The sequence below is a fragment of the Streptomyces cinereospinus genome, from assembly GCF_042430725.1.
Classification (GTDB): Bacteria; Actinomycetota; Actinomycetes; order Streptomycetales; family Streptomycetaceae; genus Streptomyces; species Streptomyces cinereospinus.
In genome coordinates this window covers 38,818-55,121 of record NZ_JBHMCY010000051.1, presented here as the reverse complement: position 1 = coordinate 55,121, position 16,304 = coordinate 38,818, and the positions used below count along the sequence as shown (strand labels likewise).

Genomic DNA, 16,304 nt, shown 5'->3' with positions numbered 1-16,304 from the left:
CGGCCCTGGATGATGGACAGGTCGGCGTCGGCGTCGTAGAACAGCTCGGCCACTTTGGGTCTCTCCTTGGAGTGCAGATGGTGCGTCCCACCGTATGACGGTGGAGGGACGGGAAGGTCGGGGGTCTCGCCATGCGGGCGGCCCGGCGGTGCGGGCCGCCCGTCTCACATCGTCACGCCGATCGGTCCAGCGCGCGCAGCGAGCGGTCCGTGATCGAACGCGCGCCGCGGCCGATCGCGATCGTGCCGGACTGGACCAGCTCCTTGATGCCGTACGGCTCCAGCATCTTGAGCATGGCCGACAGCTTGTCGGTCGATCCGGTGGCCTCGATGGTGACGGCCTCCGGGGAGACGTCGACGGTCTTGGCCCGGAACAGCTGGACGATCTCGACGATCTGGGAGCGGGTCTCGTTGTCGGCGCGCACCTTCACCAGGACGAGTTCGCGCTGCACGGCCTGCGCCGGCTCCAGCTCGACGATCTTCAGCACGTTGACCAGCTTGTTGAGCTGCTTGGTCACCTGCTCCAGCGGCAGGTCCTCGACGTTCACCACGATGGTGATGCGGGAGATGTCGGGGTGTTCGGTGACGCCGACCGCGAGCGAGTCGATGTTGAAGCCGCGGCGGGAGAACAGGGCGGCGATCCGGGCCAGGATGCCCGGGGTGTTCTCCACCAGGACGGAGAGCGTGTGCTTGGACATGTTCGTGACTCAGCTCTCTGTTCAGTCGTCTTCGTTGTCGCCGAAGTCGGGGCGGACGTCCCGGGCGGCCATGATCTCGTCGTTGGAGGTGCCGGCGGCGACCATCGGCCACACCATGGCGTCCTCGTGGACGATGAAGTCGATGACGACCGGACGGTCGTTGATCGAGTTCGCCTCCTCGATGACCTTGTCGAGGTCGGCCGGGTCCTCGCAGCGGATCGCGTGGCAGCCCATGGCCTCGGACAGCTTCACGAAGTCGGGGACGCGGGTGCCCCGGGCCTCCGGGTTGACGTCGTCGGGGCCGGAGTGCAGCACGGTGTTGGAGTAGCGCTGGTTGTAGAAGAGGGTCTGCCACTGGCGGACCATCCCCAGGGCGCCGTTGTTGATGACGGCGACCTTGATCGGGATGTTGTTCAGGGCGCAGGTGGTCAGTTCCTGGTTGGTCATCTGGAAGCAGCCGTCGCCGTCGATCGCCCAGACGGTGCGGTCGGGCGCGCCCGCCTTGGCGCCCATCGCGGCCGGGACGGCGTATCCCATCGTCCCGGCGCCGCCGGAGTTGAGCCAGGTGGCGGGCTTGTCGTACTGGATGAAGTGCGCGGCCCACATCTGGTGCTGGCCCACGCCGGCCGCGAAGACCGTGCCCTCGGGGGCGAGCCGGCCGATGCGCTCGATGACCTGCTGCGGGGAGAGCGAGCCGTCCTCGGGCTGGTCGTAGCCGAGGGGGTAGGTCTCGCGCCAGCGGTCGAGGTCCTTCCACCAGGCCTCGTAGTCGCCGCGGTGGCCCTCGCTGTGCTCCTTCTGCACGGCCTGGATCAGGTCGGCGATGACCTCGCGCGCGTCCCCGACGATCGGCACGTCGGCGGCGCGGTTCTTGCCGATCTCGGCCGGGTCGATGTCGGCGTGCACGATCCTGGCGTGCGGCGCGAAGCTGTCCAGCCGGCCGGTGACGCGGTCGTCGAAGCGGGCGCCGAGGGCGACGATCAGGTCGGCCTTCTGCAGGGCGGTGACGGCGGCGACCGCGCCGTGCATGCCGGGCATGCCCACGTGCAGCGGGTGGCTGTCGGGGAACGCGCCGAGCGCCATCAGGGTGGTGGTGACGGGGGCGCCGGTCAGCTCGGCGAGGACCTTCAGCTCGGCGGTGGCCTTGGCCTTGAGCACGCCGCCGCCGACGTACAGCACCGGGCGCCGGGCGGAGGTGATCAGCTTGGCGGCCTCGCGGATCTGCTTGGCGTGCGGCTTGGTCACCGGGCGGTAGCCGGGCAGGTCCATGGTGGGCGGCCAGGAGAAGGTGGTCTTCGCCTGGAGGGCGTCCTTGGCGATGTCGACCAGCACCGGGCCGGGGCGTCCGGTGGAGGCGATGTGGAACGCCTGGGCGATCACCCGGGGGATGTCCTCGGCCCTGGTGACCAGGAAGTTGTGCTTGGTGATCGGCATGGTGATGCCGACGATGTCCGCCTCCTGGAAGGCGTCCGTGCCGATCGCCTTGGAGGCGACCTGCCCGGTGATCGCGACCAGCGGCACGGAGTCCATGTGCGCGTCGGCGATCGGCGTGACCAGATTGGTGGCGCCGGGGCCGGAGGTCGCCATGCAGACGCCGACCTTGCCGGTGGCCTGCGCGTAGCCGGTGGCCGCGTGGCCGGCGCCCTGCTCGTGGCGCACCAGGACGTGGCGGACCTTGCCGGAGTCCATCAGCGGGTCGTACGCCGGAAGGATCGCGCCGCCGGGAATGCCGAATACCGTGTCGGCGCCGACCTCCTCGAGAGAGCGGATGAGGGACTGCGCACCCGTGACGTGCTCGACGGGCGCGGACTGCTGTCCTCCGGATCGGGGCCGCGGCTGCGGATGGGCCCCGGTGGCCTGCTCGGTCATCGGCATTCTCTTCTCGATGCTGAGGGTTTTGGCGAGATTTGTGCGGTGTACGGCTGTTGTACGGCAGATGCCCGTGCAACAAAAAACCCCTCGTGCCGTAAGGCAAGCGAGGGGAGCGCGCCGGTGTGGTCGCTGGGGGTGCCGGATCGATGTCCGGTGGGTCCCAGCTCAGCCGACGCGCTGTCCAAGTACGAGGATTCGGGTGCGCATGGCACTGACCCTCCCCCCGGCGCGTACCCACTGTCAAGTGGGTGGGACGGGAGTCTCAGCATGTGAGCGCAGAGGTGTGGCGAGGGGTGTGCCGACCGGCGCGGTGACGGGCATGGCACCGCCGAACAGGGTGGTCACCCCCGCGGTGTAGGACCCCGTGGCGCCTCCCGCGAAGGCGGGTCCGGCCGGTCCGGGCGGCACCGGACAGTGGCCGGACGTGAGCGCCCGGCGCAGCCGGTACTCGTCCAGGGGCCCGGAGAAGGCGACGCCCTGTCCGTGCGTGCAGCCCATCGCGCGCAGGGCGACGACCTGCTCGGGCAGGTCCACGCCCTCCGCCACGGACTGCAGGCCCAGATCGCCGGCGATGCGCAGCAGCCCGCTGATGATCTTGTGCAGCCGGGCGGACTCCACGACGCCCTCGACGAGGCCGCGGTCAAGCTTGAGCACGTCCAGCGGGAGCCGGCGCAGCGCCGTGACGGCCGGGCAGCCGGTGCCGAAGCCGTCGAGCGCGATCCGGACACCGAGCCTCCTGAGGGCGCCCAGACGCCGCTCCAGGTCGTCCAGGGGGATCTTGGCATCGATGCCGGACAGTTCGATGATCAGTGCCCCGGACGGCAGCCCGTGCCGGGTCAGCAGCGACTCGACGGAGCCGAGGGGCATCGAACGGTCCAGCAGGCGGCGCGCGGTCATCCGGACGGCGACCGGTACGGCGTGACCGGTCCCGGCGCGTTCGGCGGCCTGCGCCAGGGCCTCCTCCAGCGTCCAGCGGCCCAGCTCGGCCGTCCGGTCGCCGTCCTCGGCGACGCGCAGGAACTCCGCCGGCGTGAACAGCACGCCCTGGGACGACCGCCAGCGCGCCTGCGCGATGACCGACGTGATCCGGCCGTCCGCCAGGCACACCACCGGCTGGTGCAGCAGGGTGAACTCGCCGTCGTGCAGCGCGGCCCGCAGCCGGGTGGCCAGCTCCGCCTTGCGCACGACGTCCTGCTGCATCTGCGGCTTGTACAGCTCGACCCGGCCCTTGCCGGCCGACTTCGCGCGGTACATCGCCAGGTCGGCGTTGCGCAGCAGCTCCCCCGCGCCGAGGCCCGGCTCGGCGAAGGCGACGCCGATGGAGGCGGCGACCCGGACGTCGTTGCCGTCGATGAGGTACGGCTGGGACAGCGTCACTCTGAGGCGGTCGGCGAGCTCCAGGATGTGCCGCTCGCGGGCCGCCCGGTCCCGGGCTCCGTCGCCGACGATCAGGGCCGCGAACTCGTCGCCGCCGAGCCGGGACGCGGTGTCGCCCTTGCGGACCGCCTCCTGGAGTCTGCGCGCGGCCTGCACGAGCAGTTCGTCCCCGGCCTGGTGGCCGATCGTGTCGTTGACGGCCTTGAACCCGTCCAGGTCGATGAAGAGCACGGCGGTGCCCCGCAGCACGGCGCCGCGGTCGGTGCTGCGGCGGCCGGACAGTGCCTGCTGCACGCGCTTGGTGAACAGCGCGCGGTTGGGCAGGTCGGTGAGCGGGTCGTGCTCGGCGTTGTGCTGCAACTGCGCCTGGAGGCGCACTCTTTCGGTCACGTCCCGGCTGTTGAAGATCAGGCCGCCGTGGTGCCGGTTGACCGTCGACTCCACGTTCAGCCAGCCGCCCGCGCCGGACCGGAAGCGGCACTCGATGCGGGTGGTGGGTTCCTCCTGGGGGCTGGCGGCGAGGAAGCGGCGCACCTCGTGCACCACGCAGCCCAGGTCCTCCGGGTGGATGAGATCGGCCAGCTCGGTCCCGACCAGGTCCTCCGCAGGGCGCCCGTAGACCCCGGCGGCGGCCGGGGAGACGTACCGGAGGATGCCGTTGGGGGCGGCGATCATGATGACGTCGCTGGAGCCCTGCACCAGGGAGCGGAAGTGGTTCTCCTTCTGCGCCAGTTCCTGGGTGAGGGTGATGTTGTCGAGCAGCATGATGCCCTGGCGCACCACGAGCGCGAGCACGACCGTGCCGCCGGTGAGCAGGACCACGCGGTCGACGCTGCGGCCGTTGAGCACGTTGTAGAGGATGCCCAGGGTGCAGACGGCGGCGGCGAGGTACGGCGTGAGGGCGGCCAGCGAGCCGGTGAGCGGCCGGGTGGCCGGATACCGGGGGTGCTCGCCCTGCGGCCCGGACGGGTGGGTGCCGTCGCGCTGCCCGGGCCCGTGCTCGTCCGCCACGCGCGCGTGCTGCTCGTCGGCGGGCTGTCCGGGGCGCGAGGCGGCCCAGGGCGCGTACGCCAGCAGCAGCGAGCCGGCGAACCAGCCGGCGTCCAGCAACTGGCCGGAATGGTAGGCGTCGTGCAGCAGCGGCGAGGTGAACAGGGCGTCGCACATGACGGTCAGGGCCAGCGCGCCGATCGCGGTGTTCACCGCGGAGCGGTTGGCGCCCGAACGCCGGAAGTGCAGGGCGAGCACCATGCTGACCAGGGCGATGTCCAGCAGCGGGTACGCCAGCGACAGCGCGGTGTGCGCGACGCCGGGGCCGCCGCCCTTGGCCGCCTGGGCGAGCGCCAGGCTCCACGACAGGGTGACCAGGGAGCCGCCGATCAGCCAGGCGTCCAGGGCGAGGCAGACCCAGCCCGCCTTCGTCACCGGCCGCTTGGCGAGGACCAGCAGGCCCACGATGGCGGGCGGCGCGAAGCACAGGAAGAACAGGTCGGCGTAGCTGGGGCTGGGCACGGGCAGCCCGAGGACGACCTCGTACCATCCCCAGACGCCGTTGCCCAGCGCGGCCATCGCCGAGGAGAGGGCGAACAGCAGCCAGGCGGAGCGGAACCGGACCCGGCGGCGGTGCGCGTACACGAAGCACGACACGGCGGCCGCGCCGGCCGCGGCGCTCAGCCCGAAGTCGCCCATGATCAGGGCGAGGTGGTCCGAGCCCCAGCCGACCGCGGCGCCGACGGCGTAGCCCGCGCACAGCAGGACCAGGACGAGCTGGTGGTACACGCCCGGCCCGCTGCGGGAGGCCGGCGGCCGGGGCAGCAGGGTGCCCGGGGCGCGCTGCGGCCGCGGCGCCCGGTCGAGGGCCGCCATGGGCGGCGAGGACGCGTTCACCGGGCCCTCCCGCTCCGTACCGCTCCCGGGTCCCGGGCATCCCGGGGCGCGCGGTGGGTCTGCTTGCGGTGGCTGCCGTACCTGCGGTGCTGAGGGTTGAGGTGCCCGCCGTGACTGGCGTGATGGCCGCGTCGTCGCGTGGCCGTGCGCCAGGGTCGCCGTCGGCGGCCCCGCCTCGTCGGATCGTTCGTCCATAGGCCGTGCATCGCCCGTCGCCCCCCTCGCAGTCTGAAATGTCCGTCCCCGGCGCCGATCGGTGCGCGGCGCTGCCCCTGTCGGACGATACACCAGTCTCGTCACTCAGGGACATAGCTTCTCTACGCTCCGTGACCACCAGTGCGGACGCGGCACGGACCGCGTCCGGACGGTCGCGCAGGGTGCCCGAACCGGCTCGGACGTCGGTCACGCCGGCGGCTCTACGCACCTGCCGCACCCGTCGTAAGGATCACGTTGCGCAGCGGCTCGTGGTTCAAAAAGCGGCGCAACTGGTCGACGAGCAGCCGCTCGGCGCGCGGCAGGAACGCGGACGTGGGGCCCCCGACATGGGGGCTGATCAGCACGCCGGGCGCCTGCCACAGGGGGTGCCCGGGCGGCAGCGGTTCGGGGTCGGTGACGTCCAGGGCCGCGGTGATCCGGCCGGTGCCCAGCTCCGCGAGCAGCGCCCCGGTGTCCACGACCGGCCCCCGGGCGACGTTGACGAGCAGCGCGCCGTCCTTCATCCGCCGCAGGAAGCCGGCGTCCACCAGCCCCCGGGTCGTCTCGGTCAGGGGCGTGGACAGGATCACCACGTCCGCCTCGGGGAGCAGGGCGGGCAGGTCGGTGAGCGGTTGCACGAGGCCGCGCGCCGTGGTGCGCCGCGAGCGCGCGACGCGCGCCACCCGCGCGAGCTCGAACGGCGCGAGCCGGTCCTCGATGGCCGCGCCGATCGCGCCGTACCCGACGATGAGCACGGTCTTGTCGGCGAGGGCCGGCCGGAAACCGCCGCGCCACTCGCCCCGGTCCTGCGCCCGCACGAAGTCGGGTATCCCCCGCAGCGAGGCGAGGACCAGGGTGAGCGTCAGCTCGGCGGTGCTCGCCTCGTGCACCCCGCGCGCGTTGCACAGGCGCACCCCCGGGGGCAGGTGTCCCAGCCCCGGCTCGACGTGGTCGATGCCGGCGGAGAGCGTCTGCACGACCCGCACGGAGGTCATCCGGGGCATCGGGCGTACGCCGACCTCGGACGGCTTCATGTACGGGACGACGTAGAAGGAGCAGTCGGCGGGGTCCGCGGGGAACGTCTCCCCACCGTCCCAGAAGCGGTACTCCAGCCCGTCCGGAAGGCCGTCGACGTCCTTCGGCGGAATGGGCAGCCACACATCAGCACTCATGGTCATGAGGCTAAGTGAGGTGGCGCGTGGGGCGGAGGTTAGGTTGGGGGGCCTGGAGAGGGAGGGTTACGGGCAGGTGGAGCGCAGGACGATCGGCGCGGCGGCGCTCGCGGTGGGGGCCGTCGGACTCGGGTGCATGCCGATGAGCTGGGCGTACAGCACGTCTCGGCAGCGGGGCGACGAGTCGCTGAGGGCCGTGCACCGGGCACTCGATCTGGGCTCGACGCTGCTGGACACGGCCGACATGTACGGCCCGTTCACCAACGAGCTGCTGGTGGGGCGGGCGCTGAAGGAGCGCCGCGCCGACGCCTTCGTGTCGACCAAGGTGGGGCTGCTGGTGGGCGAGCAGCACGTCGTGGCCAACGGGCGGCCCGGCTATGTGAGGCGGGCCTGCGACGCCTCGCTGCGGCGGCTGCAGACCGACGTCATCGACCTCTATCAGCTCCACCGCCCCGACCCGGAGGTTCCCGTGGAGGAGACCTGGGGCGCGATGGCGGAACTCGTGCGGGCCGGGAAGGTGCGGGCGCTGGGGTGGTGCGCCGTGGGTGCGCGGGGCGGACGCCGGTCCGGGACGCGGCTGTACGACGCGACGATCCGGCAACTGCGGCGGGTGCAGCAGGTGTTCCCGGTGAGCGCGGTCGAGGCGGAGCTGTCGGTGTGGTCGCCGGAGGCGCTGGAGACGCTGCTGCCGTGGTGCGAGGAACGCGGCATCGGCTTCCTGGCCGCGATGCCGCTCGGCAACGGCTTCCTGACCGGCACGCTGACGCCGGGCGAGGGCTTCGAGCCGGACGACATGCGGGCCCGCCATCCGCGCTTCACGGCGGAGATGATGGCCGCGAACCAGCCGATCGTGGCGGGCCTGCGCCGGGTCGCCGCCCGCCACGGCGCCCACGTCACTCCGGCCCAGGTGGCCCTGGCCTGGGTGCTGGCCCAGGGACGGCACGTCATACCCGTGCCGGGGGCGAAGCGGGAGCGGTGGGTGACGGAGAACGCCCGGGCGGCCGGGGTGCGTCTGACGGCACAGGACCTGGCGGAGGTGTCGGGGCTGCCGCGGGCGCTGGGGTCGTGGGACTGAGGGACGGGGCGGGTCCGCCGCGGGGGCCGGGAGGGCGTGCGGCGGCGTGCCAGGGGGCCGGGAGGGCGAGCCGCCGCGCCGGGAACTCCCCCGTGGCCGCCGGCCCACCGCGGCGGCGTGATCCGGGCGGCACACCGACGGCCGGCAGGACATGAGGCGGCACGCCAGCAGTCAGCAGTCGGGCGAGGCGGGGAAGCGTCCCGGACGCGGTGCCGTCGAGGCCGCGTTCACCTGCGGCTTCGTGACGGGGCGGGCTCTGGTCGGTTCGTCGTCCGGCGATCGGGAACCTGTGGGGCGCGAGCGGTGTATGACAAGGAGAACCCGCCGCGTCGAAGGGACCATGATCGTGCAACGTCGAGCTGTGACGGCCGCTGTGGCCGTGGCCACGCTTCTGCTGACGGCCGGCTGCTCCTCCGGCGACGAGGCGGGCGGAGCGCCGGAGGGGAGCACGTCGCCGGCGCGTACGGCGGCGCAGTCGCAACCCTCCGGCGCGTCCGCCGGACCGACCCCGCCCGCGAAGGGCTCGGTCGAGGTCGTGCGCACGGTCGCCGAGGGCCTCGACAGCCCCTGGGGCCTGGCCGCGCTCCCCGACGGGGGCCTGCTGGTCGCCTCCCGCGACGAGGGCACCGTCACGCGCGTCGACACCGGGACGGGCCGGAAGACCGAGCTGGGCGAGGTGCCCGGGGTGGCGCCCGAGGGCGAGGGCGGCCTGCTGGGTCTCGCCCTCTCCCCGGACTACGCCTCGGACCACATGGTCTACGCGTACTTCACCTCGGCCTCGGACAACCGCGTCGTCCGCATGCTGTACGACGCGAAGAAGCCCGCCGGTGAGCAGCTCGGCGCCCCCGACACGGTCTTCCGGGGCATTCCCAAGGGCTTCGTCCACAACGGCGGCCGCATCGCCTTCGGCCCGGACGGGATGCTGTACGCGGGCACGGGCGAGAGCGGCGAGGAGGGCCTGTCCCAGGACAGGGAGTCGCTCGGCGGCAAGATCCTGCGCATGACCCCGGAGGGCGAGCCGGCCCCGGGCAACCCGTTCCCCGGCTCGGCGGTGTACTCGTACGGCCACCGCAATGTGCAGGGCCTGGCGTGGGACGCCAAGCAGCGTCTGTTCGCGGCGGAGTTCGGGCAGGACACCTGGGACGAGGTGAACGCGATCGAGCCGGGCGGCAACTACGGCTGGCCGGAGGCGGAGGGCACCTCCGGCAGCTCCGCGTACGTGGACCCGATAGCCCAGTGGAGCACCGACGAGGCCTCCCCCAGCGGCATCGCCTACGCCGAGGGCTCCCTGTGGATGGCGGGCCTGCGCGGCGAACGCCTGTGGCGCGTCCCCCTGGACGGCACGGAGACGTCGGCCGATCCCCAGCCCTTCCTGGAGGGAGACCACGGCCGCCTGCGCACGGTCCTCGCGGCCGGCGGCGACAAGCTGTGGCTGGTGACCAGCGAGACGGACGGCCGGGGCTCCCCGGCCGACGGGGACGACCGGATACTGGAGCTGGAGGTGCGCTAGAGCGGGTGCTTCGGAGATCCTGTGCGGTGCCCGCGGTGTCCGGTGCGTGCTCTCGGTGTGCCGGACGAAAGCCCTCGTACGGGACGTACTTGAACCTTCGGCCGGTGCGGCGAGAGGGCGTGCCGGGCGCCGTGAGCGCTGTACGGGACTGCCGAGACACCCCCTAACGCCTCCCGGGGCGGGGGGTGCGCCGGCGCCGTTCCCGGGGGCCGGGAGCCTGAGGGTGGGGCCGGGGCGGCTCTGCGGACGCCGGCTGCTCGTCCTCGGGTGGCTCCGGCGCCCGCACCACCACCTTCCCGGACGCCAGGTCTATCGGGCCGCGGCCCGGGTCGCCGTCGCCGACGTCCTCCCGGGTGAGCGCCAGGCGGTTCTGCTCGTCCCGGGTGTGCTTGCGGCCGGGTGCGAACAGGTCTTCGAAAGCGTGGAACACGGGGCCTCCCCGGGCCGGTCGCTGTCCAGCGTATGCCTCAGCCCGCGGTGGCGCGGGCGCCGGCCTCGGCGGTGGCGGCGGCCAGCAGCAGCGGCCAGCCGTACTGCTGGGTGCCGGGCGAGGTGCCGGCGTCCAGGGCGGCGTCGAGTTCGGCGCGGGCGTCCAGGACGCGGTCCTCCGCGGCGGCGACACCGACGGCGATGGCGGCCATCGGCAGCCACTGCTGGGGCATCGGGTCGTGCGAGCCGAACGTGGCGCGGGCGGTGTCCAGCCGGCGCTTCGCCTCCGCCACTTCGCCCCGGCCCAGGGCGAGATGGGCCAGCCGCACCGCGCCGGAGCCCTGCGGCTTGGCGCTCCGGCCGCGCCGCAGCGCGTTCCGCGCGGCCTGTCCGGCCTCCTGCCAGCGGCCGAGGCTGTGCAGCGACTCGGAGAGGTTGGCCCACACCCAGGCCTCGGTGTCGAGCAGGCCCAGCTTCCGGGCGAAGGCGGTGCCTTCCCCGAGGATCGGGACGGCCTCGCCGGAACGGCCGGTGGCTTCGAGCTCCGCGGGCAGGTTGACGTAGACGAAGCCCTCCCGCTGGGCCCGCTCCTTGACCTCGTACATCGCGGCGAGCCCAACGCGGGTGAGGGGTCCTCGCGGTCCGCGTAAGTGCCTTACGCGGACCGCGAGGACCCCTTACGGAGCGGGCGGGTTCAGCTCGTGGCGGGCAGCCCGAGCAGGATGCCGGTGTACTTGAGGACGGCCAGGAACAGGCCGATCACGCCGAGGGAGACACCGGCCCAGGCGACCGACTTGATCCACGGCGCCTGCGGCCTGCCGGGGGCGCCGAAGGCGGGCCGGGCCAGGACCGCGACGCCGACGACCAGCGCGGCCAGCGCGAACAGGCCGGCCCACAGGGCGTTGGCGGCCCAGGCGTCGCCGTAGCCCTCCTGGACCATCGTGGCGACGCTGGAGGTCTGGGAGGTCTGCAACTGACCGATCAGCGACTCGCGCGCGGAGGCCACGGTCCCGACCCAGCTGCCGGTGAGCGAGACGATGCCGAGCGCGGTGGCGACGACGGCGCCGGCGCCCTGGCCGACTCCGGAGGGGCCGCTCGCCCCGGCCCGCGCCGCTTCGGGCCGCTCGTCACCGTCCTCGGTGCCGCTCTGCGCCTCGGTGGCGGGGGCGGTGGAGTCCGCCGTCTCCTCGACCGCCCGGCCCTCGTCGGTCTTCGCCCCGGCCCCGGCGTCGGTCGCGTCCACAGTCTTGGTTCCCATGCCGCGCACCGTACGGACGCTGTCTGAGAGGTTCCTTAATGATCGCCCCGGGCCCGGGCGAGCGCCCACTCCGGTGCCAGCACCGCCCAGATCTCGTAGTCCTGCCGCAGACCTCGCCACGGGTAGCACGCACGCAGCACGCCTTCCCGGGTCATGCCCAGCCGGCGGGCCACGTCGATGCTGGCCGTGTTCCCGGACGCCGCGTGCCACTCCACCCGGTGCATACCGCGTTCGTCGAACGCCCAGTCGATCAGTACCCGGGACGCGCGCGTGACGAGCCCCCGCCCGGTGCCCGCGGGCTCCAGCCAGCAGCCGATCTCGCACACCCCGGTGGCGGTGTCGAAGACCCGGAAGAGGACGCCGCCGACGAGCTCGCCCTCCAGCCAGATACCGTGCAGGGAGCCGTGGTCGGCGGCGCGCCGGTCGGCGTACGACTGGAGCAGGGCGCGCGCGGAGTCCGGGTCGGTGACCTTGGACCCGAACGGGACGTGCTGCGTGATGAAGTCCCGCCCGCGGTCGAGGTGGGCGAGGAACTCCTCGGCGTGCCAGGGCTCCAGGGGCCGCAGCCGGGCGCCGTCGTCACCCAGGGATATCGCGTACATGCGAGCGCCGCTCCTTCTCCAGTACGTCCACGACGTCAGTGAGCTTTTCACGCCCGGCCGGGACGGCTGCGACATTTTCCTGCCCGGCACGGACGGCTGCGAAATTCTCCTGCCCGGCACGAACGGCTGCGAGGATTTCCTGCCCGGCACGAACGGCTGCGAGATTCTCCTACTCGGCACGGACGGCTGCGACATTTTCCTGCCCGGCACGAACGGCTGCGAGATTCTCCTGCCCGGCACGGGCGGCTGCGCCGTTCTCCTGCCCGGCACGGCGCTCGGGCGGTTCGATGCTGATCCGGGGCAGATGCCGGTCGAGCCAGCGGGGCAGCCACCAGTTGGCACTGCCGAGCAGGTGCATCAGGGCGGGCACCAGGAGGGTGCGCAGCACGAAGGCGTCCAGGGCGACGGCGGCGGCGAGCGCGATGCCGAACATGGCGATCACCCGGTCGCCGGTGAGCACGAAGGCGAGGAAGACCGCGATCATGATGACCGCGGCGGAGTTGATCACCCGGCTGGTCTCGGCGAGGCCGACCCGGACGGCCCGCCGGTTGTCGCCGGTCTCCAGCCACTCCTCGTACATCCGGCTGACCAGGAAGACCTGGTAGTCCATGGAGAGCCCGAAGAGCACCGAGACCATGATGACGGGGAGGAACGGCTCGATCGGGCCCGCGCTGCCCAGGCCGAGCAGGTCGCTGCCCCAGCCCCACTGGAAGATCGCGACGACCACCCCGAACGCGGCGGCCACGGCGGCCACGTTCATCGCGGCGGCCTTCAGCGGGATGCCGAGGGACCGGAAGGCGAGCAGGAGCAGCACACAGCCGAGCCCGATGACGACGCCGACGAACAGCGGCAGCTTGTCGACGATGACGTCGGCGAAGTCGTCGTAGCCGGCCGTGACCCCGCCGACGTGTACGTCGAGCGAGGTGCCGGCCTCGGCGCGCGGCAGCACCTCGGTGCGCAGCCGGTCGACCAGGTCGCTGGTGCTCGCCGACTGCGGGGCCGACTCGGGCACGACGGTCAGGTACGCGGTGTGGCCCCCGGAGTCGTACGTCACCGGGGACACGGCGGCGACGCCCTCGGTGGCGCGCAGGGTGCCGCCGAGGCCGTCGACGGCGAGCCGGTCCTCGGCGCCGTGGAGGGTGGTGACGAGGGTGAGGGGGCCGTTGACGCCGGGTCCGAAGCCCTCGGCGAGCAGGTCGTAGGCCTGCCTGGTGGTCGTCGACTCGGGGTTGTTGCCCTGGTCGGAGGTGCCGAGGCGGAGCGAGAGGGTGGGCAGGGCGAGCAGCGTGATGACGGCGAGCGCGACGGCCGCGAGCTTCTTGGGGTGCCGTTCGACGAAGGCGGACCAGCGGGCGGCGAACCCGGTGGGCACCTCGGGTTCGGGACCGTGCTCCGCCAGCCGGCGGCGCTCCCGGCGGCTGAGCGCACCCATGCCGATGAAGGACAGCAGCGCGGGCAGCAGGGTCACGGAGGCCGCGACGGTGAGCACGACGGTCAGCGAGGCGGCGACGGCCACGCCGTTGAGGAAGCCGAGCCGCAGGATCAGCATCCCCAGCAGCGCGATGCACACGGTGGCACCCGCGAACACCACCGCGCGTCCGGTGGTGGCGACGGCCGTGGTGACCGCCTCGGTGACGCTCAGGCCGCGCTTCAGGCCGCGCCGGTGCCGGGTGACGATGAACAGCGCGTAGTCGATGCCGACGCCGAGCCCGATCAGCGTACCCAGCATGGGCGCGAAGTCGGCGACGGTCATGGCGTGCCCGAGCAGCGCGATGCCGGCGTACGCGGTGCCGACGCCGACCAGCGCGGTGGCGATGGGCAGCAGGGAGGCGGCGAGCGAGCCGAAGGCGAGGAACAGCACGACCGCGGCGACCAGCACGCCGACGACCTCGGCGAGGTGCCCGCCGGCCGGTTCGGCCAGGCCGATGGCGGTGCCGCCCAGCTCCACCCGGAGCCCGTCGGCCTCGGCGCCCTCGGCGGTGTCCACGACGGCTCGCGCCTCGGACTCGCCGACGTCCTCGGCCTGGTCGTGGAAGGCGACGGTGGCGTAGGCGGTACGGCCGTCCTCGCTGATCTGGCCGGCGCCCTGGTCGTCGTACGGGCTGACCACGGTGGCCACGCCGGGCAGTTGCTCGATGGCGTGCAGGGTGCGGGTCATGGTCTGTTCGACGTCGGCGGCGCGGACCGAACCGGCCTCCGTGTGCCAGACGACCGTGCCGGCGGCACCGCCCAGGTCCGGGAAGCCCTTCTGGAGCAGCTCTCCGGCCTTGCCCGACTCGGTGCCCGGGACCTGGTAGTCGTTCGAGTACGCCGTGCCGGTGACGGCGGCGGCAGCGGCCACCCCGCCGAAGGCGAGCAGCCACAGCAGAACGGCTGCCAGGCGGTTCCGAACACACCAGCGGGCTAGGGCTGCCACGAACGTGCTCCCAGGAGATGACTTGTGGATCTTTGACCGGGAACAGTCGTCCATGACCTGAACAACCCGCAAAGAACGCATGAGCAATGCAGAGCCACTCTTGCAGGGAGAAGTGATCGTTGGGACGTTTCGTGGGTTTGTTCACAGGAGTGGGAGGCGGTTCACCGGACGATCGGGTGAACCGGGTCCACACGGGCCGTGGGGCGCCGTGCGGGGACACGGCGGACACGCACAGGGGGACGCACCGCTCGCGGTGCGTCCCCCTGTGACTGCGCGGCGGCGGGGCTCAGCCCTCGCTGACGCCCAGCTTCTCCAGGATCAGTTCCTTGACGCGGGCCGCGTCGGCCTGGCCCCTGGTCGCCTTCATGACCGCGCCGACCAGGGCGCCGGCCGCGGCCACCTTGCCGCCGCGGATCTTGTCCGCGACGGCCGGGTTGCCGGCGATGGCCTCGTCCACGGCGGTGGTCAGCGCGCCCTCGTCGGAGACGACCTTCAGGCCGCGCTTGTCGACGACCTCGTCCGGCGTGCCCTCACCGGCGAGCACGCCCTCGATGACCTGGCGGGCGAGCTTGTCGTTCAGGTCGCCCTTGGCGACCAGTTCGGTGACCCGGGCCACCTGCTGCGGCGTGATGGCCAGTTCGTCCAGCGCGGTGCCGGACTCGTTGGCACTGCGGGCCAGTTCGCCCATCCACCACTTGCGGGCGGACGCGGCGTCGGCGCCGGCCTCGATGGTGGCGACGATCGGCTCCAGCGCACCGGCGTTGAGGATCGCCTGCATGTCGGTGCCGGAGATCCCCCACTGGGCGCGGAGCCGGTTGCGGCGGACCAGCGGCAGCTCGGGCAGCCCGGCGCGGATCTCCTCGACCCACTCCCGGGACGGGGCGACCGGCACCAGGTCGGGCTCCGGGAAGTACCGGTAGTCCTCCGCCTCCTCCTTCACGCGGCCCGAGGTCGTCGACCCGGTGTCCTCGTGGAAGTGGCGGGTCTCCTGCACGATCGTGCCGCCGGAGGACAGCACGGCCGCGTGCCGCTGGATCTCGAAGCGGGCCGCGCGTTCCACGGACCGCAGCGAGTTCACGTTCTTGGTCTCCGAGCGGGTGCCGAACTTCTCGGCGTCCTTGGGCATCAGCGACAGGTTCACGTCGCAGCGCATCTGGCCCATCTCCATGCGGGCCTCGGAGACGCCGAGCGCGCGGATCAGCTCGCGCAGCTCACGGACGTACGCCCGCGCGACCTCGGGAGCGCGCTCGCCCGCGCCGGTGATCGGCTTGGTGACGATCTCGATGAGCGGGATGCCCGCGCGGTTGTAGTCGAGCAGGGAGTGGGACGCGCCGTGGATCCGGCCGGTGGCGCCGCCGACGTGGGTCGACTTGCCGGTGTCCTCCTCCATGTGGGCGCGCTCGATCTCCACGCGGAAGGTCTCGCCGTCCTCCAGCTGCACGTCGAGGTAGCCGTCGAAGGCGATCGGCTCGTCGTACTGGGAGGTCTGGAAGTTCTTCGGCATGTCCGGATAGAAGTAGTTCTTCCGGGCGAAGCGGCACCACTCGGCGATCTCGCAGTTCAGCGCGAGGCCGATCTTGATCGCGGACTCGACGCCGGTCGCGTTCACGACCGGCAGCGCGCCGGGCAGGCCGAGGCAGACGGGGCAGGTCTGGGTGTTCGGGCCGGCGCCGAGCTCGGTCGAGCAGCCGCAGAACATCTTGGTCCTGGTGCCGAGTTCGACATGGACCTCAAGGCCCATGACGGGGTCGTACGACGCCAGCGCGTCCTCGTACGACACCAGGTCGGTCGTGGTGGTCACGGTGAAACTTCCC

The 16,304-nt window shown here is 72.6% G+C and carries 12 protein-coding genes; 2 read left to right on the top strand and 10 right to left on the bottom strand.

Annotated elements, in window-relative coordinates:
* Positions 1-172 precede the first annotated feature (172 nt).
* The 4 genes from ilvN to ACFF45_RS24120 all read right to left on the bottom strand — a co-directional run bounded on the left by ilvN (position 173) and on the right by ACFF45_RS24120 (position 7,200).
* Positions 173-697 (bottom strand): acetolactate synthase small subunit, encoded by a 525-nt coding sequence (gene ilvN, locus ACFF45_RS24135; RefSeq protein WP_381348543.1) that lies wholly within the window; start codon positions 695-697, stop codon positions 173-175.
* A gap of 21 nt (positions 698-718) precedes the next feature.
* Positions 719-2,566, bottom strand: coding sequence for an acetolactate synthase large subunit (locus tag ACFF45_RS24130; protein WP_381348542.1), 1,848 nt, complete (start codon positions 2,564-2,566; stop codon positions 719-721).
* Between the two features lie 243 nt (positions 2,567-2,809).
* Positions 2,810-5,812: a putative bifunctional diguanylate cyclase/phosphodiesterase gene (locus ACFF45_RS24125; RefSeq protein WP_381348544.1), complete on the bottom strand. Its 3,003-nt coding sequence runs from the start codon at positions 5,810-5,812 to the stop codon at positions 2,810-2,812.
* A 437-nt stretch (positions 5,813-6,249) separates the two neighbouring features.
* Positions 6,250-7,200: a 2-hydroxyacid dehydrogenase gene (locus ACFF45_RS24120; protein WP_381348541.1), complete on the bottom strand. Its 951-nt coding sequence runs from the start codon at positions 7,198-7,200 to the stop codon at positions 6,250-6,252.
* A gap of 76 nt (positions 7,201-7,276) precedes the next feature.
* Between ACFF45_RS24120 and ACFF45_RS24115 the strand changes: the two genes are divergently transcribed.
* Together ACFF45_RS24115 and ACFF45_RS24110 are read left to right on the top strand one after the other, a co-directional pair.
* A complete protein-coding gene (locus ACFF45_RS24115; protein WP_381348540.1) occupies positions 7,277-8,275 on the top strand; it encodes an aldo/keto reductase in 999 nt (332 codons plus the stop codon).
* A gap of 307 nt (positions 8,276-8,582) precedes the next feature.
* Positions 8,583-9,785 carry a PQQ-dependent sugar dehydrogenase gene (locus ACFF45_RS24110; protein WP_381348539.1) on the top strand — a complete coding sequence of 401 codons (1,203 nt, stop codon included), beginning with the start codon at positions 8,583-8,585 and terminating at the stop codon, positions 9,783-9,785.
* A gap of 163 nt (positions 9,786-9,948) precedes the next feature.
* On the opposite strand, the gene ACFF45_RS24105 is transcribed toward ACFF45_RS24110, so the two are convergent.
* The 6 genes from ACFF45_RS24105 to gatB all read right to left on the bottom strand — a co-directional run bounded on the left by ACFF45_RS24105 (position 9,949) and on the right by gatB (position 16,291).
* Positions 9,949-10,215, bottom strand: a complete 267-nt coding sequence (locus ACFF45_RS24105; protein ID WP_381348538.1) for a DUF6191 domain-containing protein — start codon at positions 10,213-10,215, stop codon at positions 9,949-9,951.
* A 37-nt stretch (positions 10,216-10,252) separates the two neighbouring features.
* Positions 10,253-10,819: a hypothetical protein gene (locus ACFF45_RS24100; RefSeq protein WP_381348537.1), complete on the bottom strand. Its 567-nt coding sequence runs from the start codon at positions 10,817-10,819 to the stop codon at positions 10,253-10,255.
* 89 nt (positions 10,820-10,908) lie between these two features.
* Complete coding sequence (locus ACFF45_RS24095; protein WP_381348536.1) at positions 10,909-11,472, bottom strand: hypothetical protein; 564 nt, start codon at positions 11,470-11,472, stop codon at positions 10,909-10,911.
* Positions 11,473-11,507: 35 nt separating this feature from the next.
* A complete protein-coding gene (locus tag ACFF45_RS24090) occupies positions 11,508-12,074 on the bottom strand; it encodes a GNAT family N-acetyltransferase (RefSeq protein ID WP_381348535.1) in 567 nt (188 codons plus the stop codon).
* A gap of 169 nt (positions 12,075-12,243) precedes the next feature.
* Positions 12,244-14,490, bottom strand: coding sequence for an MMPL family transporter (locus ACFF45_RS24085; protein WP_381348534.1), 2,247 nt, complete (start codon positions 14,488-14,490; stop codon positions 12,244-12,246).
* 286 nt (positions 14,491-14,776) lie between these two features.
* Complete coding sequence (gene gatB / locus ACFF45_RS24080) at positions 14,777-16,291, bottom strand: Asp-tRNA(Asn)/Glu-tRNA(Gln) amidotransferase subunit GatB (RefSeq protein WP_381348533.1); 1,515 nt, start codon at positions 16,289-16,291, stop codon at positions 14,777-14,779.
* Between the last annotated feature and the right edge of the window lie 13 nt (positions 16,292-16,304).

What these genes read in the sequence shown, in the direction of transcription:
- ACFF45_RS24120 (WP_381348541.1), bottom strand. Translation starts at nt 7,200, where the DNA reads ATGAGTGCTGATGTGTGGCTGCCCATTCCGCCGAAGGACGTCGACGGC.
- ACFF45_RS24110 (WP_381348539.1), top strand. Translation starts at nt 8,583, where the DNA reads ATGACAAGGAGAACCCGCCGCGTCGAAGGGACCATGATCGTGCAACGT.
- ACFF45_RS24100 (WP_381348537.1), bottom strand. Translation starts at nt 10,819, where the DNA reads ATGTACGAGGTCAAGGAGCGGGCCCAGCGGGAGGGCTTCGTCTACGTC.
- ACFF45_RS24130 (WP_381348542.1), bottom strand. Translation starts at nt 2,566, where the DNA reads ATGACCGAGCAGGCCACCGGGGCCCATCCGCAGCCGCGGCCCCGATCC.
- ACFF45_RS24125 (WP_381348544.1), bottom strand. Translation starts at nt 5,812, where the DNA reads ATGGCGGCCCTCGACCGGGCGCCGCGGCCGCAGCGCGCCCCGGGCACC.
- ACFF45_RS24095 (WP_381348536.1), bottom strand. Translation starts at nt 11,472, where the DNA reads ATGGGAACCAAGACTGTGGACGCGACCGACGCCGGGGCCGGGGCGAAG.
- ilvN (WP_381348543.1), bottom strand. Translation starts at nt 697, where the DNA reads ATGTCCAAGCACACGCTCTCCGTCCTGGTGGAGAACACCCCGGGCATC.
- ACFF45_RS24090 (WP_381348535.1), bottom strand. Translation starts at nt 12,074, where the DNA reads ATGTACGCGATATCCCTGGGTGACGACGGCGCCCGGCTGCGGCCCCTG.